Here is a 23,100-nt window from a genome sequence, read left to right on the forward strand (position 1 = left end):
CGTCTAGGAGCGTCCGCCATGGCCACCTCATCCGTCAGCAGCAGCAGCACGATCAGCTCGGCCGGCATCGGCAGCGGGTTGGACGTGAACGGCATCATCACCAAGCTGATGTCGGTGGAATCGCAGCCGCTGAACCTGTTGCAGGACCAGGCCACCAGCCTGAACGCCAAGCTCTCCAGCTTCGGCAAGCTGCAGAGCTACATGTCCACGCTGCGCGAGAAGGCCAATGCGCTGACCTCCACCACGCTGTGGAACAGCACCACCGCCACGCCCAGCGATGCCAGCGTCGTCAAGGCCAGCACCGCCACCAGCGGCACGACGGCTGCCGCCGGCAGCTACGCGCTGGAGGTCAGCCGCCTGGCCACCGGCCAGACGGCCAGCAGCGCCGCGCTGGCCTCGGGCGGTACGCTGTCGGCCGGCACGCTGACCATCGAGCTGGGCACCTGGACCGGTGGCACCGCCACCACGCCGCCCACCGGCTTCGAGGCCAAGGCCGGCAGTTCGGCGGTCAGCATCACCATCGGCGACGGGGACACCAGCCTGGCCGCCGTGCGCGACAAGATCAACGCTGCCGGCGCCGGCGTGGTGGCCACCATCGTCACCGACAGCGCCGGCTCGCGCCTGTCGCTGCGCTCGCGCGAGACCGGCGCCGAGAACGGATTCCGCATCGGCGTCAGCGAGACGGCCGACGACGGCCAGGCCACCACCGGCCTGTCGGCGCTGGCCTACGACGCCACCGTGGCCGACACGCCGATGTCGCGCACCGTGGAGGCCGGCAACGCCAGCGCCACGATCAACGGCATCGCCATCAGCTCGGCCAGCAACACGCTCGACAACGTGGTCGACGGCCTGACGCTGACGCTGCAGAAGACCACCACCACGCCGGTGACGGTGGATGTGGCGGCCGACTCGGCATCGATCAAGACTGCCATCACCGACTTCGTCACCGCCTTCAACGCGGTGGCCAGCTTCATCCACACCCAGACCGCCTACAACGCCGACACCAAGAAGGGTGGCGACCTGCAGGGCGACTCGGGGGCGCTGGCGGTGCAGACGCAACTGCGCGCCGTGCTCAACCAGGCCAGCAGCGCCTCGTCGGTGTTCGGCCGGCTGTCCGAGGTGGGCATCACGATGAAGACCGACGGCTCGCTGGACACCAATGGCAGTAAGCTCGACAACGCCCTGGGCAACCTGGGCGAGTTGCGCAAGGTGCTGGTGGCCGACGGGGCCGACAGCGGCAGTTCGGGCTTCGTGCGGCGCTTCAAGCAGCTGTCGGACGCCATGCTCGGCTCCGACGGCCTGTTCGACAGCCGCAGCGCCGGGCTGCGCACCAGCATCGACCGCAACAGCAAGTCGCAGACCAGCATGGAATTGCGCCTGAGCATCACCGAGGCCCGCCTGCGCAAGCAGTACCAGGCGCTCGACACCACGATGGCGCAGATGTCCACGCTGAGCAGCTACATCACGCAGCAGCTCAAGACCAACAGCAGCAGCAGCTGACGCGCCGCGCGCGCACCGCGCCGCCGGCCCTGCCGACCGGTGGCGCGTGAAGGGCGTGACAACCCGGGTCTTTACCGGCTCAAGTCCGCCCAGGGGTCGTCCGATAAATCTCTCAGGACAAACGACCCGACACACGGCCCCCCATGTACAGCGTCTCGTCAGCCGCCAGCCCCCGCATCCGCCACCTCGCCGGTGCCTACCACCATGTGGGCGTCCAGACCATGGTCGCCAGCGCCAGCCCGCATCAGCTGGTGGCGATGCTGTTCGACGGTTTCATCGTGGCGCTCAACCGCGCGCGCGGTGCCATCCGCAACGGCGACACGGCGCTCAAGGGCGAATCGATCGGCCATGCCGTGCGCATCGTCGACGAGGGCCTGCGCTCGGCGCTGAACCTCAAGGACGGCGGCAAGCTGGCCCAGGACCTCTCGGACCTGTACGGCTACATCTGCGTGCGTCTGACCCAGGCCAACCTGCGCAGCGACGAAGCCGCGCTGGAGGAATGCCTGACCCTGATCCAGCCCCTGCGCGAGGCGTGGGCGGCCATTGCCGACCAGGTGCAACCTGGTCCCCGCTCCTGACCGGCACCAAGACCATCGGTGGAACACATGAACAGCAGTCTTATCACGTTCTACGAGGCCATCGAGCGCGCCAGCGCCGACATGCTGGAGGCCGCCCGTGCCGGCAACTGGGACCATGTGATCAAGCTCGAGGGCGCCTGCGTCCTGCTGATCAGCCAGTTGAAGAATGCCGCGCGCAACAACGCGCTGAGCGCCGAGGAAAGCCAGCTCAAGTCGCGCATCATGAAGCGCGTGCTGGTCAATGACGCCGAGATCCGCCACCTGGCCGAGCCCTGGCTAGAGGACATCGACGACATGATGAACGGCCGGCGCAAGACCATCCACTGAGCCCCCGGCGAACGGCCATGCCCGCCGACTTCCAGGACACCCGGCCCACGCCGGTCGACGACGCCGACGCGGCCCTCGCCGAGTTCCGCTGCGAGCGGCCGGGCGAGGTGCTGGCGCTGCTGCGCCAGGTGCGCGATGCCGACGCGCCGGTGGCGCTGTCCACCCCGGGGGGCGGCAGCTTCACGGCCAGCCTGTGGAGCATCGACGCCGACCGCGGCGTGCTGTCGCTGCAGGTCGAGCGCGCCGATCCGGCGCTGACCGGCCTGGTTGACGGTGACGAGGCCACCGCGGTGACCTACCTCGACTCGATCAAGCTGCAGTTCGACCTGGACGGCCTGGTGCTGGTGCGCGGCGACCGCGCCACCGCACTGCAGGGCCGGCTGCCGCGCTGCATCTACCGCTTCCAGCGCCGCGCCGCCTACCGCGTGCGCCCGCCCGAGCGCGCCACGCCCTCGGCCTCGCTGCGCCACCCGGCCATGCCCGAGATGCAGCTCACGCTGCGGCTGATCGACATCAGCAGTGGCGGCTGCGGCCTGCTGCTGCCCGACGACGTGCCAGCGCTGCCGCTGGGCATCGTGCTGCACGGCGTGCGGCTGGAACTGGACAACGCCACGCGGCTGGAGGTGACGCTGCGCCTGCTGCACGCCAGCTCGATGCAGGGCGCCGACGGCGCCAGCGCCGGGCTGCGCCTGGGCTGCGAGCTGCTGGCCGTCACGCCCGAGGAGCAGCGCGCGCTGCAGCGCTACATCGACCTCACGCAGCGCCGCCGGCGCCTGCTGTCGCTGGACTGAGCGTGCGCCGCCCTGCCCCCGCCGGCGACGCACGGGTCGCCGCGCCGTCGCGCCTGGGCTTCACGCTGGTGGAACTGGCCATCGCGATGGCCGTGCTGGCGGTGCTGATGGCCGCCGGTGCGCCGTCGTTCAGCGCCGCCATCGCCCGCCACCGGCTGCAGGCCACGGCGCGCCATCTGCAGGCCGACCTGTCGCTGGCCCGCCAGGAGGCGGTGACCCGCGGCCTGCCCGCCCATGTCAGCCTGCAGGCGGGCGCCCAGTGGTGCTGGGCGCTGAGCCTGGGCGCCGCGGTGGACTGCCGCAACGCGCGGCCCGGCGCCTTTGCCGGTGGCCGGGTGATCAAGGTGGTGCGCGCCGACGCGCATCCGAACATCACGCTGGGCCAGGCCGACGCAATGGTGCTGGACGGCCGCACCGGCACGCGCGTGTCCGAGCCCGGCCAGGTCCTGTTCCTCGCCGCCCACGGCGAACGGCTGGCGCTGCGGCTGAACACGCTGGGCCGGGCCACCCTGTGCACGCCGGCCGGCGCGATCAGCGGCGTGCCGGCCTGCGCCACGCCAGGCGGCTGAGCGCTCAGACTTGCATGTTCATGATGTCGGTGTAGGCCTGCACCAGGCGGTTGCGCACCGACAGCGCCGCGGTGAAGCCCAGCTGGGACTTCTGCATCGCGATCATGGTCTGCTCGAAGCTCACCTCGGGGTTGCCGAGCTGAACTTCCTCCTGCAGCGCCTTCGTGGTGTTCTGCGCGTCGCTGACCGCGCGCAGCGCCTGGGCGATGGCGACCTGGAAGCTCGGCGACTCCTCGGTCGCCTGCGGCTTGCTGGCCGCGCCCGCGCCGCCCAGCGGCGTGCCATCGGTGCGCAAGCCGGCCCGCGCCGCCGCCTGGGCGAAGTCGAAGGGCTTGAGCTCGAGTTTCATGGCCGAGGCGCGTGGGACGGAAGGAGCGGTGTGGCAGGGGCGGCGGGCGCGCAAGACCGTGACGGCCTTCTCGCATGCCAGCACTCTAGGGGCGGCGCTCGGCCGCGATGGCGCGAACTGAAGCCCGAATTGCGGGCTGTTTGCCCCTTGGCCGTGGGCTTTGGCGCCGAACAATCGCCTTCGATCGGGGCCCACCGTCCGTGCCCCGCATGCCCCCCTCACGCCGCACACCACCCCATGGACGCCGCCGTCACACCGCTGACCCCCGCCAACGCCGCCGCCGAACTGGCCGAGCGCGAACTGGCCGACGCCGTGCAGACGCCGATGCAGCGCCTGAAGGCCCTGCCTGCGCGCAAGAAGTGGATGGCCGGCCTGGGCCTGGTGGGCCTGCTGGTGGCGCTGCTGCTGCTGATGCAGCTGAACAAGCCCGACAGCATGGCGCCGCTGTTCCGCGGCGAGCTGTCCGACAAGGACGCCGGCGCCGTGCTGGCCCAGCTCGACACGCTGCAGGTGCCCTACAAGATCAAGTCCGACGGCTCGATCATGGTGCCGGCCGAGCGCGCCAACGCGCTGCGCATGAAGCTGGCGCTGATGGGCCTGCCCAAGAGCAGCAGCGCCGGCGCGGAGCTGCTGGACAAGCAGCGCTTCGGCCAGAGCTCGCTGCAGGAGCACACCACGCTGCGCATGGCCATGCAGGCCGACCTGGAGCGCACCATCGGCGCGCTGCCCATGGTGCAGGCCGTGCGCGTGCACCTGGCCCTGCCCGAGCAGCGCGGCTTCTACCGCGAGCAGGCCAAGCCCAGCGCCTCGGTGGCGCTGACGCTGCATCCGGGGCGCGTGCTCGACAAGGGCCAGGTGGCCGGCATCGTGCACCTGGTCAGCTCGTCGGTGCCCGAGCTGAACCCCAAGGCCGTCAGCGTGATCGACCAGGACAGCACGCTGCTGTCGCAGACCGCCGACGGCGACCGGCAGGACCTCACCCAGCAGCAGCGCGCCCACGTGCAGTACGTGGAGAAGAAGCTGCTCGAGCGCGTCAACGAGATCCTCGAGCCGGCGCTGGGCCGCGACAACCTGCGCGCCACCGTCACCGCCGACATCGACTTCAACCAGGTGGAGACCACGGCCGAGGCCTACCGCCCGAACCAGACGCCCGAGACCGCCGCCATCCGCAGCCAGAGCAACCTGGAGACCTCGGGGCCTGGCCAGATCCTGCCCACCGGCGTGCCCGGCGCGGCCAGCAACCAGCCGCCCACCAGCGCCAACGCGCCCATCACCGGCGCCTCGCAGCCGCTGCAGCCCGCGCAGGCCGGCACCGCCGGCGGCGGCACCAAGCGCCACAGCCAGATCAACTACGAGGTCGACCGCCGCGTCGACGTCACGCGCAACGCCGTCGGCACCATCAAGCGCATCAACGTGGCGGTGCTGGTCAACCACCGCATGGTCACCGACGCCAAGGGCAAGAGCACGGCCCAGCCGCTGCCGCAGGAAGAGCGCGACAAGCTCACCGCCCTGGTGCAGGAGGCCGTGGGCTACAGCAAGGACCGCGGTGATTCGGTCACCGTGGCCACCATCCCGTTCCGCGCCGAGCCCAAGCCCGAGGAGCCGCCGCTGTGGAAGCAGCCCTGGGCCCTGGAGATGCTGAAGACGGCCGCCGTGCCCACGGTGATGCTGCTGGTGGCCCTGCTGCTGATCTTCATGGTCATCCGCCCGGCGCTGGCCAAGGAGAAGCCGCCCGAGCCGCCGCCCGAAGCCGGTCTGGACGCCGTCGTCGACGACCCCGAGGCCCTGCCCGCCCCCGAGGACGAGATGGCCGCCGACGATCCCGAATCGCCCGAGAAGCTGCGCATCCTGGCCGATGCACGCGAGATGGCCAAGGCCAACCCGCTGGGCGTGGCCAACATCCTGCGCTCCTGGATGAACCCCGACGAAGCCAAGAAGTGACGCCCGGGCCGGCCCCCGCCGGCCCGCCGACCGCCCCACCGCAAAGCCCAGACCGAGAAGACCACCATGGACGACAAGGGCGTCGAAGACGCAGCCATCCTGCTGATGACCCTCGGCGAGGAAGAAGCCGCCGAGGTGTTCAAGCACCTGGCGCCCAAGGAAGTGCAGAAGCTGGGCGAGACCATCGCGCGGCTGAAGATCGTGCCGCGCGAGCGCCTGGGCGCCGTGCTGGGCCGCTTCGGCGCCGAGGCCGTGGAATCGCAGGTGCTGGTGGCCGACACCGACGAGTACGTCAAGAGCGTGCTGCGCAAGGCGCTCGGCGAGGACAAGGCCAACCTGCTGATCGACCGCATCCTGCAGGGCAACGATGTCACCGGCATCGAGGGCCTGAAGTGGATGGACCCGCAGACCGTGGCCGAGCTGGTGCGCAACGAGCACCCGCAGATCGTGGCCGCGATCCTGGTGCACCTGGACCCCGACCATGCCGGCGCCATCCTCAAGTGCCTGACCGAGCGCCAGCGCAACGAGGTGCTGATCCGCATCGCCACGCTGGACGGCATCCAGCCGGCCGCGCTGCGCGACCTGAACGACGTGATGGGCACCGTGCTGGCCGGCGGCGAGCGCACGCGCAAGTCCACGCTGGGCGGCGTCAAGCCGGCGGCCGAGATCATCAACCTGCTGGGCAGCGCCTACGAGACGGCGGTGCTCGACTTCGTGCGCGAATCCGACGCCGATCTGGCGCAGAAGCTGATGGACAACATGTTCGGCTTCGACGACCTGATCAAGCTCGACGACAAGGGCTTCCAGGCGGTGCTCAAGGAAGTGCAGAGCGAATCGCTGGTGCTGGCGCTCAAGGGCGCCGCGCCCGAGCTGCGCGACAAGGTGTTCAAGAACATGTCCAGCCGCGCGGCCGAGACGCTCAAGGAAGACCTGGACGGCCGCGGCCCGGTGCGCGTGTCCGACGTGGAAGCCGAGCAGAAGGAAATCCTGAAGATCGTCCGCCGCCTGGTCGACGAGGGACAGATCGTGCTGGCCTCGGGAGGCGGCGATGACTTCGTCTGACGCTGGCGAGCGCCCGCGCACCCCGTACACCCGCTTCATCCCGCGCGAAGAGCTCGAGGGCGTCACGGTGCGGATGCCGGGCCGCCTGGGCACCGCCTTCGACCAGGACGGCCCGGGCGCCCAGCCCACCCGGCCCTGGCAGCCGCTGGACGGCGCCGCCGAAACGCCGGCGGCCCTGCGCAGCGCCAGCGCCAAGGTGGCCGGCCTGGCCACCGCGCTGCGCCCCGGCACCGCCGTGCCCGACCTGTCGCTCGATGACGGGGCCCTGCCCGGCGCGGCCCACGCCGCCGCCGCACCGGCCGCGCGCAGCGCATCGGCGGCCTTCGCCGCCCGTGTGGCGCAATCGGCACCGCCAGCGCCGTCGGCCCCATCGGGTGCCGCGCACGGGGAGGACCTGCTCGCCGCCGCGCTGGCCGCCGCCGCGCAAGCCCAGTCACAGGCCCAGTCACAAGCCCAAGCCCAGATGCAGGCCGAGGCCGATGCCCGCATGGCCGAGATGCAGGCCCGCGTGGACGCGCTGGAGGCCGAAGTGGCCGCCGCCCGCCAGGCCGGCTACCAGGACGGCTACCGCGACGGCCTGGTGGCGCTGGACAGCTTCAAGAGCAGCTACGCACAGCAGGTCACGGCCCAGGTGGGCCAGGTGCTGCAGTCGCTGGACGGCGAACTGCGCCAGCTCGAGCAGAACGCCGCCGCCAGCCTGGCGCGCGTGGCCATCGCGCTGGCGCGCCAGGTGGTGCGCCACGAGATCGCCACCCGGCCGGCCCAGGTGATGCAGGTGGCCGAGGAGGCCGTCAACGCCGTGATGACCGGCGCCCGGCACATCACGGTGAAGCTGCACCCCGACGACCATGCCCTGGTGGCCCAGGGCTGCGCCGATCTGCTGGACGCGCGCGGCGCCCGCCTGGTGGCCGAGCCGTCGGTGGAGCGCGGCGGCTGCCTGGTGGACACCGAGGCCGGCGGCGTCGATGCGCGCGTCGCCACCCGCTGGGCCGCCGTGATGCAGACCATGGGCAGTGCCGCCCCCTGGCACGCCGACGAAGCGCCGGAGTCGGGCGCATGAGCCCCACCGCCCACGAGATCGACGCCGAGCTGCCGCTGGCGCCCTCCTCGGCCGACCTGGCCGACCTGATCGACGACCCCACCGGCGCCGAGTCGCCGCGGCTGGCGCGCTGGGCGCACTGGCTGCGCGACCTGGAGGCCTGCGCCCAGGTGCGCGTGCCGCTGCAGAGCCACGGCACCCTGGTGCGCGTGACCGGCCTGGTGCTCGAAGCCGCCGGCGTGCGCGCCCCGGTGGGGGCGGTGTGCGAGGTGCGCAGCGAGGGCCAGGAACCCGTGGCCGCCGAGGTGGTGGGCTTCAACGGCGACCGCGCCTTCCTGATGCCCACCGGCGAACTGCACGGCCTGGCCAGCGGCGCGCATGTGGTGCCGCGCGTCACGCCCAACACCCTGCCGCAGCTGGGCCGCGACAACGCCCTGTGGCGCCGCAGCGAGGACCGCGGCCTGCACCTGCCCATGGGCGACGGCCTGCTGGGCCGCGTGCTCGACGCGCACGGCCAGCCCATGGACCGCGGCGGCCCGCTGCAGCATGTGCGCAACGAGCCGCTGCAGCGCCGCCCGATCAACGCGATGGACCGCGACCCGGTGCGCCAGCCGCTGGACACCGGCGTACGCGCCATCAACAGCATGCTCACCGTGGGCCGCGGCCAGCGCATCGGCCTGTTCGCCGGCACCGGCGTCGGCAAGTCGGTGCTGCTGGGCATGATGGCCCGCTACACCGCGGCCGATGTCATCGTCGTCGGCCTGATCGGCGAGCGCGGCCGCGAGGTCAAGGAATTCATCGAGGACATCCTCGGCGAGGAAGGCCTGCAGCGCAGCGTGGTCGTCGCGGCGCCTGCGGATGCGCCGCCGCTGGTGCGCATGCAGGGTGCCACCTACGCCACGGCGATTGCCGAGCACTTCCGCGACCAGGGCCGCCACGTGCTGCTGCTGATGGACAGCCTGACCCGCTTCGCGATGGCGCAGCGCGAGATCGCGCTGGCCATCGGCGAGCCGCCGGCCACCAAGGGCTACCCGCCCAGCTGCTTTGCCAAGCTGCCGCAGTTGGTCGAGCGCAGCGGCAACGGCCTGCACGGCGTGGGCTCGATCACCGCGTTCTACACCGTGCTCAGCGAGGGCGACGACCAGCAGGACCCGATCGCCGACGCGGCGCGCGGCATCCTGGACGGCCACATCGTGCTCTCGCGCGACCTGGCCGAGGCCGGCCACTTCCCGGCCATCGACGTCGAGAAGTCGATCAGCCGCGTGATGACCAGCGTGGCCCCGCGCGAACAGCTCGATGCCGCCCGCCGCGCCCGCGCGCTGCTGGCCCGCCTGACCAAGGCACGCGACCTGATCCAGCTGGGCGCCTACCAGCCCGGCCACGACCCCGAGCTCGACCTGGCCGTGCAGTTGCAGCCGCAGCTGATCGCGCTGCTGCAGCAGGACATGCGCGACCGCGCGACGCTGGACGCCAGCCGCGCCCAGCTGCTGCACGTGCTCAAGCGCGCCGGCTGACCCCTGAACCCATCCCCCGCCACGCAGCCCCACCATGGACTCGATCGCCCTGCTCCACACCCTGCTGCAACGCGCGGAGGCCGAGCGCGACAGCGCACTGGCCGTGCTGCGCCAGGCCGAAGCCCAGCTGCGCGCCGCCGAGGCCCAGGCCGAACAGCTGCGCAACTACCGCAGCGAGTACGACCAGCGCTGGACGCTGCGCTTTCGCCAGGCCGGCGGCGGCACGCGCGAGCTGCTGCAGCACCACCAGACCTTCGGCCTGCGCCTGGACGAGGCCATCACGCACCAGCACGGCAGCACCACCCAGCTGCAGCAGCGCGCCGAGCGCGCCCGCGCCGCGCTGCTGCAGCGCGAGCAGCGCGTGGCCGCCGTGCGCAAGCTGATCGAGCGCCGCGAGCAGGAGCTGGGCCGCATCGCCCAGCGCCGCGAGCAGCGCGCCGAAGACGAGATGGCCATGCGCCAGCACCAGCGCCGCATGGCACTGCAGGGCTGAGCGGCCCACCGCGATCGCCCGACCGCCGGACCGCCCGACAAGCCCGACAAGCCCGAACGCCTGCCCACCGCGCCCGCGCCGGCACCCGCCCCGCTCGCCAAGACCGCCCCGAGACCGCACGATGGCCCTCAGCCTCTCCGCCTTCCTGCCCACCGACACCCGCCGCACCGCCGGCCCGCCCACCAGCCAGGGCACCAGCCCGAGCACCAGCCCGAGCACGGGCCAGGCCGCGCAGGGCAACCCCGGCGCCTACGGCAACGCCTTCGCCGACCTGCTGCGCGACACCCAGACCCGCGCACTGACCAGCCCCGCGCCCGCCGCCGCGGTGCAGCCCGTGCCGGCCACCACGGCCAGCCCGCGATCTGCCGCCACGGCCACGGTGACGACCGCCAGCGCACCCACCAGTGCGCCCGTCACCCCACCCGTCAGCGCGCCCGCCAGCCGCCCGGTGGCCAGCGGCACCTCGGCCATCAGCACCTCGGCCAACAGCGCGCCGGCCCGGTCCACGGCCGAGGCCAGCGCCACTGACGCCACCACTGACGCCGGCACCGACGCCACCACGGCGTCTGCCGACGGCGCATCCGACGCCGCCCCGGCCTCGGCCCCCGCCAACCGCGCCGCCGCGCCGGGCCGCAGCACGACCAACACCGCGGCTGCCGCCCGACGCAACGGCAACAGCAGCAGCAGCGGCAGTGGCAGCAGCACGGCCGATCTGCAGGCCCACGCCGCCACGGCCACGGCAGCCAGCACGGCCGGCAACGGTGCGGCCGGCGCCACCGCCACGCGGGGCGCCGACAGCGCCGCGCTGGCCGCCGCAGCCGCCAGCCGCCCGGGCCGCCGTGCCGACGCATCGGCCGACGCCTCCGCCAGCGATGCCGGCGACGCCACCCGCGCCGAGGCGCAGCGCCTGCCGGGCGACGACGCGGCCGCGCCGGCCTCAGCCGACGCAGTGGCGCGCCAGCCCACCGCCGCCGACACACTGCCGGCCGCGGTCATGGCACCGCCCCCGGTGGCCGACCCGGCCGCTGCGGCACGCACCGGCGCCACGGCGCCCGATGCCGCGCAGCCCGACCCCGCCGTTGGCACGCCATCGCTGTCCGCCCTCGGCGGGGCCGAGCGCGGGGTGGCCGGCATCACCGACACGGCCAGAGCGGCCAACACGGCCAGCCCAGCCAGCACCGCAGAAACGCCACTGCCCGGCGCCAGCGCCCAGGCGCTGCGCCCGCGCACGGCTGCGGCCGATGCCCCGCTGGCCGCCACCGCGTCCAGTGGCGCCGCGGCCAGCACCGCCAGCACCGCCGCCACGGCCGGCGCGCAGCACACCGGCGCCGGCACCGAGGCCGGTACCAGCCCCGCAGCCGACGCGGCGGGCCGCCGCGGCCGCCGCGACGCCACCGACCCCGCCACCGCCGACGCCGCCAGCAGCGCGCTGGCCCAAGCCCAGGTCCAGGCCCAAAACCAGGCCCAGGCCAGCCTGCTGCCCAGCGCAGCGCCCGGTAGCCCGGCAGCCCAGGACACGCGCGGCAGCGCCACGTCCCCCGACGGCACCGCCCGCCAGCCCCTGCCGGCGGCCCCGTCCGCCGGTCCCGAGGACGGCGGCCGCAGCGGCGCGCTGTCGATCGACGGCCTGAGCCCGGCCGACGGTGCAGCGGTGACGCGTCTGGCGGCCTCTGGCGCTGCCGCCGCCTCGGCCCGCAGCGGTGCGGCCGCCGGCGCCACCCCCGACACGGCCACCCGCCCGGCAGGCGGCTTTGCCGCCGCGCTGGCCCAGGCCGGTGGCGCCGGTACGGCCGAGGCCGTGCGGGCCGACACCGCCACCCCGGCGCTGGACGCCGGCCGCAGCGCCGCCCCGGCCGAGGCCCTGGCCACGCTGGCTGCCGCCGGCAGCCCGGCCAGCGCGACGGCGGGCGGCACCAGCGCCGCCAGCGCCGCACCGCGCCAGGCCAGCATCCCGGTGCCGCTGGACAGCCCGACCTTCGCCCCCGCACTGGGCGCGCAGGTGGCGGTGTTCGCGCGCGACGGTGTGCACGAGGCGCGCCTCGAACTGCACCCGGCCGAGATGGGCCCGATCACGGTCAACATCACGGTCGACGGCACCGCTGCCCGGGTCGACTTCCAGGCCGACCTGGCGCCCACGCGCGCGGCCATCGAATCCTCGCTGCCGGCCCTGGCCGGCGCGCTGCAGGAGGCCGGCCTCACGCTGGCCGGTGGCGGCGTGTTCCAGCAGTCGCCCGGCCAGCAGGGCCAGGGCCAGCCCCGTCCCGATGGCCAGGCCACGGCCGGCCAGGCAGCCACGCCCGGTGGCCGCGACGGCACCGGCGATGGCAGCCCCACGGCCGGCACGCATGCGGCCGCGCCGGTGCGCGCCCGCGGCCTGGTCGACCTGGTGGCCTGAAAGCCTGGGGACTGGAGCCTGGGCGCCCCGCGCCGCCAGGGCCCCGGCACGGCCGGGCCCGGCCCCAGCCGCAAGACAGCGTGTTTTCCGCCGGCTTTTTCGGTTCATCACCGAGGCCGCGGCTCCGAATAATCGATCGAAGAGCCTGAACGGGCGGCACGGGCCGTCCGGACCGGCTTGCCGATCCCTGGAGAACGCATGTCCGCCGCACCCGCCGCCACCGCCGATGCCGCCGCCGCCCCCGCGAAGGGCGGCAAGAAGAAGCTGATCATCATCATCGTCGCCGTGCTGCTGCTGCTCGTGCTGGGCGGTGGGGGTGCCTTCATGATGCTGAAGAAGAAGCCCGCCGCCGAGGACGAGGAAGGCGGTGACGGCCACGCCAAGACCAGCAGCCATGCCAAGGCCAAGGAAGAGCACGCGCCGCCCCCGCCGACGCTGCGCGACCCGAAGAAGCCGCCCACCTTCGTGCCGCTGGACGCGTTCACCGTGAACCTGGCCGACAAGGACGCCGAGCGCTATGCGCAGATCGGCGTCACGCTGGAGATCGACGATCCCAAGCTGGCCGACCAGCTCAAGGTCTACATGCCGGCCATCCGCAACAACGTGCTGATGGTGCTGAGCAACAAGACCGCCGCGCAGCTGCTCAGCCGCGAGGGCAAGGAGAAGCTCGCCCGCAACATCCTGCTGGCCTCGGTGCAGCCGCTGGGCTACCCGGTGGACTTCGAGGAGGACGAGGACGCCGAACAGGCCGAGGACGCGCCGAAGAAGAAAAAGAAGAAGAAGCGCGTGGTCGTGCAGTACCCGGTGACCGCGGTGCACTTCTCCACCTTCATCGTGCAATGACCGCCACGGCGGCCATTCACCCGAACCCCATGCATGTCTGGCGCAGCCACCGCGCCATGAACCCGGCAGCAGCATGAACCAGCAGATCCTTTCGCAGGACGAAGTCGATGCCCTGCTGCAAGGCATCACGGGCGAGAGCCAGAAGCTCGACGCGCCCGCCGAGGTCAAGGCCGAGGGCATCCGCGACTACGATCCGGCCAGCCAGGAACGCATCGTCCGCGGCCGCATGCCCACCATGGAGGTGGTGGCCGAGCGCTTCGCCCGCAACATCCGCCTGGGCCTGTTCAAGCTGATGCGCAAGAGCCCCGAGGTCTCGATCTCGGGCATCAAGGTGGTGAAGTACAGCGCCTTCCTGCGCGAGATCGTGGTGCCCACGAACTTCAACATCGTGGCCGTCAAGCCGCTGCGCGGCCATGGCCTGGTGATCTGCGAGCCCACGCTGGTGTTCGCGGTGATCGACGCGCTGTACGGCGGCGTGGGCAAGTTCCACACCCGCATCGAGGGCCGCGACTTCTCGGCCACCGAGCAGAAGGTGATCCGCCGCCTGGTCGACTGCATCAGCGAGGAGTTCGCCAAGGCCTGGAGCGGCATCTACCCGATCGAGCTGGAGTACCAGCGCTCGGAGATGCAGCCGCAGTTCGCCGCCATCGCCACCGCCAGCGAGGTGGTGGTGACCTGCTCGTACTCGCTGGAGATCGGCGACACGGTCGGCACGATCCACTTCTGCATCCCCTACTCCACGCTGGAGCCGATCCGCGACGTGCTCTACAGCACCATGCAGAGCGACGTGGCCGACCCCGACCGCCGCTGGGTCAAGCTGCTGCGCCACGAGATCCAGCTGGCCGAGGTGGAGCTGTGCGCCGAACTGGCCACGGCCGACGCCACCGTGGGCCAGCTGCTGAGCTTCAAGCCTGGCGACTTCGTCGAGCTGGACCTGCTGCCGCAGATCCTGTCCAAGGTCGACGGGGTGCCGGTGTTCAAGTGCAACTACGGCACGTCCAACGGCCGATACGCAATCAAGATCGATAGCCTGCTGACGGTGGACCGCCGCGGCTGGCTGGGGGAAGAAGACCATGGCTGACGACAACGCCTTCATGTCCGAAGAGGACCGCATGGCCGCCGAATGGGCGGCCGCGCTGGAGGAGGCCAAGCCCACCGAGACCGCGGTGGCGGCTCCGGCGCCAGCGTCGGCGGCCCCGCAGTTCGCCAACTTCAGCGCGCCCGGCGCCGACGGTGCACCGCCGGTCAACGACCTGAACATGATCCTGGACATCCCGGTGCAGCTCACCGTGGAGCTGGGCCGCACCCGCATCCCCATCAAGAACATCCTGCAGCTGGCCCAGGGTTCGGTGGTGGAGCTGGACACGCTGGCCGGCGAGCCGATGGACGTGCTGGTCAACGGCTACCTGATCGCCCAGGGCGAGGTGGTGGTGGTCAACGAGAAGTTCGGCATCCGCCTGACCGACATCGTCACGCCCAGCGAGCGCATGCGCCGCCTGAGCCGGCTGTGAGCGCGGAAGGCTGCCCGTGAGTTCCTCTGTCTCCCTGCTCGGCCCGCTGCTGGCCTTTGCGCTGATCGTCGCGCTGATCCCGCTGTCGCTATGGCTGCTCAAGCGCTCGCCGCTGGGCGCCCGCCTGGGCGTGCCGGCCGGCACCGCCCAGGGCAGACCGATGCGCCTGGTGGCCGCACTGTCGCTGGCGCCGGGCCAGCGCGTGGTCACCGTCGAGGTGGGCACCGGCGACGACCGCCGCTGGCTGGTGCTGGGCTGCACGCCGCAGGCCATCCACACTCTGCACACGCTGGCGCCGCAGGCCGAGCCGAGCGCCGCCGCACCGGCCGCCTTCCCCGGCATGGCCGGCAGCTTCGCGCAACTGCTGGCGCGCCAGCCGGGAGGCCGCGATGCGCGCTGACCGCCGCCTGCCGGCCCGCCCGTTTTTTTCGCCCGCCGCCTGGCGCGTGGCGCGCATCCTGGGCCTGTCGGTGATTTCGGCCGTTCCTGCAGCGGCTTTAGCGCAATCGCAGGCGGGCGGCCCGGGCCTGCCGCTGGTCATCGGCTCGGCCGGTGGCACCAGCTACTCGGTGCCGGTGCAGACGCTGCTGTTCTTCACCGCCCTGAGCTTCCTGCCGGCGGTGGTGCTGATGATGACCGGCTTCACCCGCATCGTCATCGTGCTGTCGCTGCTGCGCCAGGCACTGGGCACGCCGGCCGCGCCGCCCAACCAGGTGATCGTGGGCCTGAGCCTGTTCCTCACCTTCTTCGTGATGTCGCCCACCATCGACAAGGTCTACACCGAGGCCTGGGTGCCGTACTCGGCGCAGAAGATCGACTTCACGCAGGCCGTGGCCATCGGCAGCCAGCCGGTGCGCGCCTTCATGATGAAGCAGACGCGCCAGAGCGACATGCAGCTGTTCCGCAAGCTGGCCAAGGTGCCCGACGGCACCGCTGCCACCGATGTGCCCTTCACCGTGCTGGTGCCGGCCTTCGTGACCAGCGAGCTCAAGAGCGCGTTCCAGATCGGCTTCATGATCTTCATCCCCTTCCTGATCATCGACATGATCGTCGCCAGCGTGCTGATGAGCCTGGGCATGATGATGCTGTCGCCGGTGCTGGTGAGCCTGCCGTTCAAGCTGATGCTGTTCGTGCTGGCCGATGGCTGGAACCTGCTGCTGGGTTCGCTCGCAGCCTCCTTTGCACAGTAACCCCAGGGCCCCCGTCATGGATTCACAACAAGCGTTCCACCTCGGCCAGCAGGGCCTGTACATGCTGCTGATGGTCTCGGCCCCGCTGCTGGTGGCCGTGCTGCTGGTGGGCCTGGTGGTCAGCATCTTCCAGGCGGCCACGCAGATCAACGAGCAGACGCTGAGCTTCGTGCCCAAGGTGCTGGCCGCCGTGGCGGTGCTGGCCATCGCCGGGCCGTGGATGCTGACCATGCTCACCGAGTACATCCAGCGCACGCTGATGGCCATTCCCACCGCGGTGGGCTGAGGCCCGCGCATGATCAGCGTCACCGAAGCCCAGTTGCTGGCCTGGCTGACGCCGGTGTTCTGGCCCTTCGTGCGGGCGCTGGCGCTGCTGGCCAGCCTGCCGGTGTTCAGCCAGCGCGCCGTGCCCACGCGGGTGAAGATCGGGCTGGCGCTGTTCATCGCGCTGGCCGCCCAGCCCTCGCTGCCGGCCATGCGGCCGGTGGCACTGGACTCGCTGCCCGCCTTCACCATGGTGGTGCAGCAGATGCTGGTGGGCCTGGCGCTGGGCTTCTCGGTGCGCATCGTGTTCTCGGCGGTCGAACTGGCCGGCGAACTGATGGGCCTGCAGATGGGCCTGAACTTCGCCGGCTTCTTCGACCCGGTCAGCGCCTCGCAGGGCACGGCCAGCGCGCGCTTCATGGGCACCATGGTGGCCTTCCTGTTCGTGCTGATCGGCGGCCACCTGGCGATCATCGGCGCGCTGGTGCGCAGCTTCGAGGTGTTCCCGGTCGGTGACGAGCCCTTCGCCTTCCTGCGCGCCACGCAGCCGCACCTGTGGGGCCGCGAGGTGTTCAGCCTGGGCCTGTGGATCGCGCTGCCGCTGGTGGGCATGCTGCTGTTCGTCAACCTGGTGCTGGGCGTCATCGCCCGCGTGGCGCCGCAGATCAGCATCTTCTCGGTCGGCTTTCCCATCACGCTGGCCGTCGGCCTGATCGGCATGCTGCTGACGCTGCCGCTGATGGAGCAGCCCTTCGCGATGGCGCTGCAACGCATGCTGGCGCAATTCCAGTAACGGCACTCAAGTTGTCGCCAGGGCCGCCGATAACCCTCGCAAACCCGGGCAGGTGACGCCTGACCGGCCCGACCCGCAGCGGTCGACCCACAGCCCCTCCGACACCCGGCCCATGTCGCCCGTCCTCAGCTTCTTCAGGCCGCCCGTGGTGCTGCCGGCCATGCCGGAGGTGGCGCGCCGCCTGCTCGCCACCTTCGGCCGCGACAACGTCACGATCGACGAACTGGTGACCATCGTCGGCACCGACGCCGCGCTGTCGGCACGCCTGCTGCGCCTGGCCAACAGCCCGCGCTACGCGCCCAGCCGGCCGGTCACGCGGCTGCACGAGGCGGCCCAGATCATCGGCCTGGGCGCGCTGCGCGGCCTGGCCCTGGGCGCCAGCCTGGCCGACTGCTTCCCGCACCCGCCCGGCTTCGACCGCCTGCGCTTCTGGCGCCAGAACCTGGCCACCGCCGGCCATGCCCGCTGGCTGGCCCAGGCCGCCAGCGTGGACGCCGACACCGCCGAAACCGCCGGCCTGATGCTGCGCAGCGGCCAGCTGCTGATGCTGATGCACGAGCCCGGCCTGCTGTCGCTGGTGGAGGCGCTGACCGGCCCGCCCGACAGCGTGTTCGAACTGGAGCGCCTGCACTTCGGCTGCACCCATGCCGAGGTGAGCGCCGAGCTGGCCGTGCGCTGGCGCTTCCCCACCGCGCTGGTGGACGCGCTGCACAGCGCCAGCAACCCGCTGGGCACGCGGCCCTTCCTGCCCATGGGCGCGGTGCTGCGCCTGGCCAGCGTGCTGGCCGATGCCGGCGACGCCGGCCTGGACCCGGTGGCCTCGGTGGACCTGGCCCAGCCCGAGCTGGGCCGCGCGCTGGGCCTCGACCTGGGCGGCATGGCCGACCTGTGCCCGCACCACGCCATGCTGACGCTGGCGGTGGACGCCTTCGTCTCCTGATCCCGACGGCCGGGCCGGCGGGACGCCGGGCCCGCGCTCAGGCCGCCAGCCGCTGGCTTTGCAGCGCCTGGGCGATGGCCCCCAGGTCCAGCACCCGCAGCATGCGCTGCTCGGCCCCCTGCCCCACCTGCGCCAGCGTGCGCGAGCGCAGCGTGTGGGTCAGCGCATCGGCCTCGCCCAGACCATGCGACGGCAGCGACGGCTCCCAGTCGGCCGGCTCGATGGCGCGCAGCCGCGGCACGGCAAAGCCCAGCCAGGCCTCGCCGGCCTGCACCACCAGCACGCTGGCATCGATGCCGGGCGCCAGCTGGCCCACGGCGGCCAGGCGCGGCAGGTCCAGCACCGGGATCGAGCGGCCGCGGTCGACCACCAGGCCCACCAGCGCGCCACCGCCCGTGCCGGCCGGCGAAGCGGCCGCGTCGGCCGTGCGGTACGGCAGGATCTCGGCCAGCTGCTCGATCGGCACCGCCGCCTCGCCCGCCAGCTCGAAGGTCACCATCGCCCGGCGCGCGGCCAGCGCACCGTCGCCACCGGTGGTCAGGCCCAGCGCCCCCACCACGGCCGCGGCCTGGGCCTGGCCCACGGGGGTCTGGGTGCTGGCCAGCGCGCACAGCGGCTCGTCCTGGCGCAGGCCGGTGTCGTCCAGCACCAGGCATTGCGCCGCACCGCCGGCGCCGCGCAGCTCGTCGCGCAGGGCGGCGGGCAGCGCGTCCAGCGGCAGCGCGCCGCTGAACAGGGCCGGCCGCGGCAGCGCAAAGGCCGGCACCGGCACCACGGCGTCGCGGGCCACGCCCACCACGTCGATCACGCGTTCCATCAGCAGCCCGACCAGGCCCGGGCCGCAGTGCAGCAGCAGCAGCTCGCGCATGCCGCCCTCGGGCAGGCGCCCCAGGCCCAGGTGTTCCAGCAGGTCGACCACCGGCACGCGCTCGCCCTGGTAGGGCACCACGCCGCGGCAGGCGCCCATGGCCAGCACCGAGCGCTCGATCACCGGCGCCGACAGCGTGGCGTGCACCGCCATCGCATCAATGCACAGCACCAGCGGGCCGCTGCGCATCAGCATCATCGGCACCGCGGTCGGTGCGGCCTGCGCCTGGCCGGCGCCGCTGCCGTGGTGGCTGCGTTCGGGCTCGGGGTCCTCGACCATCGGCATCTCGGGCAGCGTGGCCAGGGCCTGCGGACTGAGCAGGTTGACCAGGCGGTCGTCGTCGGCGCGCCGCAGGCTGCCGGCCAGCAGCGGCAGGGCGCCGCCGCTGACATGCATGCGCTTGAAGCTGCCGTCGGCCACGCGGAACACGCCGGTCACATCGTCGGCCAGCAGGCCCAGCAGCCGCCCCTCGTGCACCATGATCACCACGCAGGGAAAGCGCGCATCGTTGCTGTTGCGGCACAGCGTCAGGCGCAGGTCGAGCACCGGCAGCATCACGCCGCGCAGGTCGATCGCGCCGATCAGCCCGTGCGCCTTGCTGGGCACGCAGTGCAGCGGGGTCAGCGGCACCACCTCACGCAGCGCGCCCATCGGCAGGGCCACCTCCAGCGTGCCCATCATGAAGCCGCCGCAGCCCTCGTACACGGCCTGCGCCAGCACGGTGTCGGCCACATGGCCGGCGTCGCCCGCGTGGCCCGTGCCACCGGCGCCACCGGCCGCCCGCAGCACCGTGGCCGGCGTGCGCCCGGGGGGCGGCACCGGCACGGCATCGCCCGGGTAGCCGGCGTCGAAGGCCGGCACGTCGTAGCCCGTCATCGCCGGTGCTCCGTCACTGGGCGCGCGGGCCCGAGGACGGCACGGTCAGCTCGGCGATCAGCGACGACACCGCCTGCGCCGACAGGCGCTGGCTCTCGGTGGCGCGGGCGATCTGGCCCACGCTGCCGTCGGTGCGTTCGACGGCGCGCAGCACGCCCTCGAAGCTGTGCGCGGCCTGGCGGCTGACCTCGGCGCCCTGCCCCACCTGCATCACCGATTCGTCGATCAGCTTGGCGATCTCGCGCGCGGCGGTGCTGCTGCGTTCGGCCAGCTTGCGCACCTCGCCGGCCACCACGGAGAAGCCCACGCCATGCTGGCCGGCCCGCGCCGCCTCGATGGCGGCGTTGAAGGCCAGCAGGTTGGTCTGGTTGGCGATCTCGCCGATGGCCCGCACGATCTCGCCCATGCGCATCGAGCCCGCCTGGATCGCGGCGATCGCGGCGATCGACTTCTCCAGCGCGGCATGGCCGGCGCGCGCCGCCTGGTTGGCGGCATCGGCGTTCTCGGCGGCGGTGCCGGAGTTGGCGGCGATCTCGGTGATGCTGGCCGCCAGCTGGGCGATGCTGTCGCGCATCTCCTCGCTCTTGGCGGCGATGCGGCGCTCCAGCTGCACCTCGTGGGTCACGTCGAAGGCGTACTTGATGATCTTCGAGACCTTGCCGTTGAGGTCGAAGATCGGGTTGTAGGTGGCCTGGATCCACACCTCGCGGTTGTACTTGCCCACGCGCTGGAAGCGGCCGCTGATGAACTCGCCCTCGTTCAGGCGCAGCCAGAACACGCGGTACTCGGTGCTCTGCGTGTACTCCGGCGAGCAGAACAGGCTGTGGTGCTGGCCCTGGATCTCGCGCAGCGTGTAGCCCATCGCCGCCAGGAAGTTGCGGTTGGCGTTGAGCACCCGGCCGTCCAGGTCGAACTCGATCACCGCCTGGCCCTTGTCGATGGCCTGGACACGCGCCTCGAACTCGGCATTGCGCAGCTTGGCCTCGGTCACGTCGGTGGCGAACTTCACCACCTTCACCGGCCGGCCCGAGGGGTCGAACACCGGGTTGTAGGTGGCCTGGATCCACACCTCGCGGCCGTTGCGGCCCAGGCGCCGGTATTCGCCGCCGAACACCTCGCCGCGCGACAGGCGCTCCCAGAAGTTCATGTACTCGGCGCTGGCGGCCTCGTCGGCGTCGACGAACATGCGGTGGTGGCGGCCCTGGATGTCCTCGAGCCGGTAGCCCATCAGCTTCAGGAAGTTGGCGTTGGCGCGCAGCACCTTGCCGTCGATGTCGAACTCGATCGTGGCCTGCGCGCGGTCGATGGCCTCGAGCTTGCCCTGCGCCTCCAGCCGCGCATTCTTGTCGGCGGTGATGTTCGTGGCGATCAGGATCACCTTGGCCAGCTTGCCGTCCAGGCCCATCACCGGGCTCAGCGTGGTGGCGAACCACAGCTCGCGGTCGTTCAGGCCGCGGCCGCGCATCTCGCCGAACACCGCCTGCCCGGCGGCCAGCTTGCCCCAGTTGTGTTCATAGGCCGGGTTGCGCACGTCCTCCTCGAACTGCACGAAGGAGCCGGGCTTGCCCACCACCTGCTCGCGGTCGTAGCCCAGCACGGCCAGCAGGCGGTCGTTGATCGACAGGATGGTGCGCCGGGCGTCCATCTCCAGCACGCAGGAGCTGCTGCTGAGCGCCGACATGCGCGCGGACATCTCCAACGCCTGCATCTTGCTGTCGGTGATGTCGGCGCAGAACTTCACCACCTTCACCACCTGGCCGTCGAGGTCGAAGATCGGGTTGTAGGTGGCCTGGATCCACACCTGGCGCCCGCCCTTGGCCACGCGCAGGTAGTCGCCGCGGTCGAACTCGCCGCGGCCCAGCTTCAGCCAGAACTGGCGGTAGGCGCCGCCGCTGGCCTCGCCGGGCTCGACGAACATGCGGTGGTGCTGGCCGATCACCTCGTCGATCTGGTAGCCCATCAGCGCCAGGAAGTTCTCGTTGGCGGTGAGCACATGGCCGCTGAGGTCGAACTCGATCACGCCCTGCGAGCGACCGATGGCCGCCAGTTTGCTGTCGTCCTCGAGCGACTTGGTCTTGGCGTCGGTCACGTCGGTGGCGAACTTCACCACCTTGTACGGCTTGCCGTCCACGTCGAGGATGGGCGTGTAGGTGGCCTGCAGCCACACGGTGCGGCCGCTGGCGGCACGGCGGCGGAATTCACCGCCCTGCGGCTGGCCGTCGCCCAGTTCGGCCCAGAAGTCCTCGTACTGGCCACTCGCCGCGAACTCGGGGTCGCAGAACAGGCGGTGCGACTGGCCGATGACCTGCTCGGCACGGTAGCCCATGGTCTGCAGGAACAGGCTGTTGGCGGCCAGCACCGTGCCCTGCATGTCGAACTCCACCACCGCCTGGGTGCGGTCGATGGCGGCGATGATGCCGTCGGCCTCGAGCACGCGCCGCTTGCTGTCGGTCACGTCGATGGCGTACTTCACCACCTTGATCGGCCGGCCGTCGATGCCCAGCACCGGCATGTAGGCCGCCTGCAGCCACACGGTGCGGCCCTTGGCATCGCGGCGCTCGAACTCGCCGGTGCAGTGCTGGCCGGCGCGAAGGTGGTCCCAGAAGGCCTGGTAGTCGGGGCCGTCGGCGAACTCGGGCGGGCACAGCAGGCGGTGCGGCTGGCCCACCACCTGCTCGCGTGCGTAGCCCATGGCCTGCAGGTACAGGTCGTTGGCGGCCGTCACCCGGCCGTCGAGGTCGAACTCGATGACCGCCTGCGTGCGGTCGATGGCGGCGATGCGGCTGTCGTTCTCGAGCGCCTGGCGCTTGATCTCGGTGACGTCGTAGGCGAACTTCACCACCGACACCACGCGACCCTGCTCGTCGAGCACCGGGTTGTAGCTGGCCTGGGTGTGCACGATGCGCCCGTCCTTGCCGCGGCGCTGGTACTGGGCGGTGAAGTGCTCGCCGCTGCGCAGGCGGTCCCAGAACTCGTGGTAAGCCAGCGAGGCCGCCTCGTCGGGATCGCAGAAGATGCGGTGGTGCTGGCCGACGATCTCGTCTTCGCGCTCGTAGCCGAACAGGTCGAGGAAGTTGCGGTTGGCGCGCAGCACGGTGCCATCGAGCGCGTACTCGATGACCGCCTGGCTGCGGTCGGTGGCGGCGTAGAGGCTGGCGATCTCGGCGGCGGGGCGCTGGGCCACGGCGTCGCGCAGCGCGACGGCTTCGTCTCGGGAATGGGCGGACAAGGGCGAACTCCGATGCGTGAGGCGTTGC

The 23,100-nt window shown here is 72.1% G+C and carries 22 protein-coding genes; 19 read left to right on the top strand and 3 right to left on the bottom strand.

What is annotated here, in order from left to right; translation table 11 throughout:
- Positions 1 to 18: 18 nt before the first annotated feature.
- The 5 genes from fliD to AACH10_RS01655 all read left to right on the top strand — a co-directional run bounded on the left by fliD (position 19) and on the right by AACH10_RS01655 (position 3,765).
- Positions 19 to 1,500 (top strand): flagellar filament capping protein FliD, encoded by a 1,482-nt coding sequence (gene fliD, locus AACH10_RS01635; RefSeq protein WP_341408608.1) that lies wholly within the window; start codon positions 19 to 21, stop codon positions 1,498 to 1,500.
- A 143-nt stretch (positions 1,501 to 1,643) separates the two neighbouring features.
- Positions 1,644 to 2,078: a flagellar export chaperone FliS gene (gene fliS, locus AACH10_RS01640; RefSeq protein ID WP_341408609.1), complete on the top strand. Its 435-nt coding sequence runs from the start codon at positions 1,644 to 1,646 to the stop codon at positions 2,076 to 2,078.
- A 27-nt stretch (positions 2,079 to 2,105) separates the two neighbouring features.
- Positions 2,106 to 2,405 (top strand): flagellar protein FliT, encoded by a 300-nt coding sequence (locus tag AACH10_RS01645; RefSeq protein ID WP_341408610.1) that lies wholly within the window; start codon positions 2,106 to 2,108, stop codon positions 2,403 to 2,405.
- A gap of 17 nt (positions 2,406 to 2,422) precedes the next feature.
- Positions 2,423 to 3,196 (top strand): flagellar brake protein, encoded by a 774-nt coding sequence (locus AACH10_RS01650; protein WP_341408611.1) that lies wholly within the window; start codon positions 2,423 to 2,425, stop codon positions 3,194 to 3,196.
- Between the two features lie 2 nt (positions 3,197 to 3,198).
- Positions 3,199 to 3,765 (top strand): pilus assembly FimT family protein, encoded by a 567-nt coding sequence (locus tag AACH10_RS01655; protein WP_341408612.1) that lies wholly within the window; start codon positions 3,199 to 3,201, stop codon positions 3,763 to 3,765.
- A 4-nt stretch (positions 3,766 to 3,769) separates the two neighbouring features.
- Here the strand turns inward: AACH10_RS01655 and fliE are convergent, their stop codons facing one another.
- The gene (fliE, locus tag AACH10_RS01660) at positions 3,770 to 4,114 is read right to left on the bottom strand and encodes a flagellar hook-basal body complex protein FliE (protein WP_341408613.1); all 345 of its coding nucleotides are present in this window, start codon (positions 4,112 to 4,114) and stop codon (positions 3,770 to 3,772) included.
- A gap of 237 nt (positions 4,115 to 4,351) precedes the next feature.
- Between fliE and fliF the strand changes: the two genes are divergently transcribed.
- The 14 genes from fliF (at position 4,352) to AACH10_RS01730 (ending at position 18,099) form a co-directional block, all read left to right on the top strand.
- Entirely contained in the window at positions 4,352 to 6,055 is a 1,704-nt protein-coding gene (gene fliF / locus AACH10_RS01665) for a flagellar basal-body MS-ring/collar protein FliF (protein WP_341408614.1), read from the top strand.
- A gap of 66 nt (positions 6,056 to 6,121) precedes the next feature.
- Positions 6,122 to 7,117, top strand: a complete 996-nt coding sequence (gene fliG, locus AACH10_RS01670; protein WP_341408615.1) for a flagellar motor switch protein FliG — start codon at positions 6,122 to 6,124, stop codon at positions 7,115 to 7,117.
- Positions 7,104 to 8,177: a FliH/SctL family protein gene (locus AACH10_RS01675; RefSeq protein ID WP_341408616.1), complete on the top strand. Its 1,074-nt coding sequence runs from the start codon at positions 7,104 to 7,106 to the stop codon at positions 8,175 to 8,177. The genes fliG and AACH10_RS01675 overlap by 14 nt, the downstream gene beginning before the upstream one ends.
- Positions 8,174 to 9,670: a flagellar protein export ATPase FliI gene (gene fliI, locus AACH10_RS01680; protein ID WP_341408617.1), complete on the top strand. Its 1,497-nt coding sequence runs from the start codon at positions 8,174 to 8,176 to the stop codon at positions 9,668 to 9,670. Before AACH10_RS01675 ends, fliI begins: the two co-directional genes overlap by 4 nt.
- Positions 9,671 to 9,704: 34 nt before the next feature.
- A complete protein-coding gene (fliJ, locus tag AACH10_RS01685) occupies positions 9,705 to 10,163 on the top strand; it encodes a flagellar export protein FliJ (RefSeq protein WP_341408618.1) in 459 nt (152 codons plus the stop codon).
- Between the two features lie 121 nt (positions 10,164 to 10,284).
- Positions 10,285 to 12,558: a flagellar hook-length control protein FliK gene (locus AACH10_RS01690; RefSeq protein WP_341408619.1), complete on the top strand. Its 2,274-nt coding sequence runs from the start codon at positions 10,285 to 10,287 to the stop codon at positions 12,556 to 12,558.
- 198 nt (positions 12,559 to 12,756) lie between these two features.
- A complete protein-coding gene (locus tag AACH10_RS01695; protein ID WP_341408620.1) occupies positions 12,757 to 13,401 on the top strand; it encodes a flagellar basal body-associated FliL family protein in 645 nt (214 codons plus the stop codon).
- Between the two features lie 73 nt (positions 13,402 to 13,474).
- Positions 13,475 to 14,482, top strand: coding sequence for a flagellar motor switch protein FliM (gene fliM / locus AACH10_RS01700; protein ID WP_341408621.1), 1,008 nt, complete (start codon positions 13,475 to 13,477; stop codon positions 14,480 to 14,482).
- The gene (gene fliN / locus AACH10_RS01705) at positions 14,475 to 14,912 is read left to right on the top strand and encodes a flagellar motor switch protein FliN (RefSeq protein WP_341408623.1); all 438 of its coding nucleotides are present in this window, start codon (positions 14,475 to 14,477) and stop codon (positions 14,910 to 14,912) included. The genes fliM and fliN overlap by 8 nt, the downstream gene beginning before the upstream one ends.
- A gap of 16 nt (positions 14,913 to 14,928) precedes the next feature.
- A complete protein-coding gene (locus tag AACH10_RS01710; RefSeq protein ID WP_341408624.1) occupies positions 14,929 to 15,312 on the top strand; it encodes a FliO/MopB family protein in 384 nt (127 codons plus the stop codon).
- Positions 15,302 to 16,102 (top strand): flagellar type III secretion system pore protein FliP, encoded by an 801-nt coding sequence (gene fliP, locus AACH10_RS01715; protein WP_341408625.1) that lies wholly within the window; start codon positions 15,302 to 15,304, stop codon positions 16,100 to 16,102. Before AACH10_RS01710 ends, fliP begins: the two co-directional genes overlap by 11 nt.
- Positions 16,103 to 16,118: 16 nt before the next feature.
- Positions 16,119 to 16,388: a flagellar biosynthesis protein FliQ gene (gene fliQ, locus AACH10_RS01720; protein WP_341408626.1), complete on the top strand. Its 270-nt coding sequence runs from the start codon at positions 16,119 to 16,121 to the stop codon at positions 16,386 to 16,388.
- A gap of 9 nt (positions 16,389 to 16,397) precedes the next feature.
- Complete coding sequence (fliR, locus tag AACH10_RS01725) at positions 16,398 to 17,159, top strand: flagellar biosynthetic protein FliR (RefSeq protein WP_341408627.1); 762 nt, start codon at positions 16,398 to 16,400, stop codon at positions 17,157 to 17,159.
- Between the two features lie 112 nt (positions 17,160 to 17,271).
- Positions 17,272 to 18,099 carry an HDOD domain-containing protein gene (locus AACH10_RS01730; RefSeq protein WP_341408628.1) on the top strand — a complete coding sequence of 276 codons (828 nt, stop codon included), beginning with the start codon at positions 17,272 to 17,274 and terminating at the stop codon, positions 18,097 to 18,099.
- 37 nt (positions 18,100 to 18,136) lie between these two features.
- Here AACH10_RS01730 and AACH10_RS01735 read toward each other — a convergent pair whose 3' ends face one another.
- Together AACH10_RS01735 and AACH10_RS01740 are read right to left on the bottom strand one after the other, a co-directional pair.
- The gene (locus AACH10_RS01735; protein WP_341408629.1) at positions 18,137 to 19,843 is read right to left on the bottom strand and encodes a chemotaxis protein CheW; all 1,707 of its coding nucleotides are present in this window, start codon (positions 19,841 to 19,843) and stop codon (positions 18,137 to 18,139) included.
- 13 nt (positions 19,844 to 19,856) lie between these two features.
- Positions 19,857 to 23,072, bottom strand: a complete 3,216-nt coding sequence (locus AACH10_RS01740) for a PAS domain S-box protein (protein WP_341408630.1) — start codon at positions 23,070 to 23,072, stop codon at positions 19,857 to 19,859.
- Positions 23,073 to 23,100 lie beyond the last annotated feature (28 nt).

This window comes from Pseudaquabacterium inlustre, from assembly GCF_038066595.1.
In the GTDB taxonomy this organism is placed as follows: Bacteria; Pseudomonadota; Gammaproteobacteria; order Burkholderiales; family Burkholderiaceae_C; genus Pseudaquabacterium; species Pseudaquabacterium inlustre.

Excerpts from the sequence above, each read along its gene's own strand:
- fliQ (WP_341408626.1), top strand. The coding sequence starts at position 16,119 with ATGGATTCACAACAAGCGTTCCACCTCGGCCAGCAGGGCCTGTACATG.
- fliG (WP_341408615.1), top strand. The coding sequence starts at position 6,122 with ATGGACGACAAGGGCGTCGAAGACGCAGCCATCCTGCTGATGACCCTC.
- AACH10_RS01735 (WP_341408629.1), bottom strand. The coding sequence starts at position 19,843 with ATGACGGGCTACGACGTGCCGGCCTTCGACGCCGGCTACCCGGGCGAT.
- AACH10_RS01690 (WP_341408619.1), top strand. The coding sequence starts at position 10,285 with ATGGCCCTCAGCCTCTCCGCCTTCCTGCCCACCGACACCCGCCGCACC.
- fliF (WP_341408614.1), top strand. The coding sequence starts at position 4,352 with ATGGACGCCGCCGTCACACCGCTGACCCCCGCCAACGCCGCCGCCGAA.
- fliD (WP_341408608.1), top strand. The coding sequence starts at position 19 with ATGGCCACCTCATCCGTCAGCAGCAGCAGCACGATCAGCTCGGCCGGC.
- fliJ (WP_341408618.1), top strand. The coding sequence starts at position 9,705 with ATGGACTCGATCGCCCTGCTCCACACCCTGCTGCAACGCGCGGAGGCC.
- AACH10_RS01730 (WP_341408628.1), top strand. The coding sequence starts at position 17,272 with ATGTCGCCCGTCCTCAGCTTCTTCAGGCCGCCCGTGGTGCTGCCGGCC.
- fliP (WP_341408625.1), top strand. The coding sequence starts at position 15,302 with ATGCGCGCTGACCGCCGCCTGCCGGCCCGCCCGTTTTTTTCGCCCGCC.
- AACH10_RS01695 (WP_341408620.1), top strand. The coding sequence starts at position 12,757 with ATGTCCGCCGCACCCGCCGCCACCGCCGATGCCGCCGCCGCCCCCGCG.
- fliM (WP_341408621.1), top strand. The coding sequence starts at position 13,475 with ATGAACCAGCAGATCCTTTCGCAGGACGAAGTCGATGCCCTGCTGCAA.
- AACH10_RS01645 (WP_341408610.1), top strand. The coding sequence starts at position 2,106 with ATGAACAGCAGTCTTATCACGTTCTACGAGGCCATCGAGCGCGCCAGC.
- fliI (WP_341408617.1), top strand. The coding sequence starts at position 8,174 with ATGAGCCCCACCGCCCACGAGATCGACGCCGAGCTGCCGCTGGCGCCC.
- fliS (WP_341408609.1), top strand. The coding sequence starts at position 1,644 with ATGTACAGCGTCTCGTCAGCCGCCAGCCCCCGCATCCGCCACCTCGCC.
- fliR (WP_341408627.1), top strand. The coding sequence starts at position 16,398 with ATGATCAGCGTCACCGAAGCCCAGTTGCTGGCCTGGCTGACGCCGGTG.
- fliE (WP_341408613.1), bottom strand. The coding sequence starts at position 4,114 with ATGAAACTCGAGCTCAAGCCCTTCGACTTCGCCCAGGCGGCGGCGCGG.
- fliN (WP_341408623.1), top strand. The coding sequence starts at position 14,475 with ATGGCTGACGACAACGCCTTCATGTCCGAAGAGGACCGCATGGCCGCC.
- AACH10_RS01675 (WP_341408616.1), top strand. The coding sequence starts at position 7,104 with ATGACTTCGTCTGACGCTGGCGAGCGCCCGCGCACCCCGTACACCCGC.
- AACH10_RS01650 (WP_341408611.1), top strand. The coding sequence starts at position 2,423 with ATGCCCGCCGACTTCCAGGACACCCGGCCCACGCCGGTCGACGACGCC.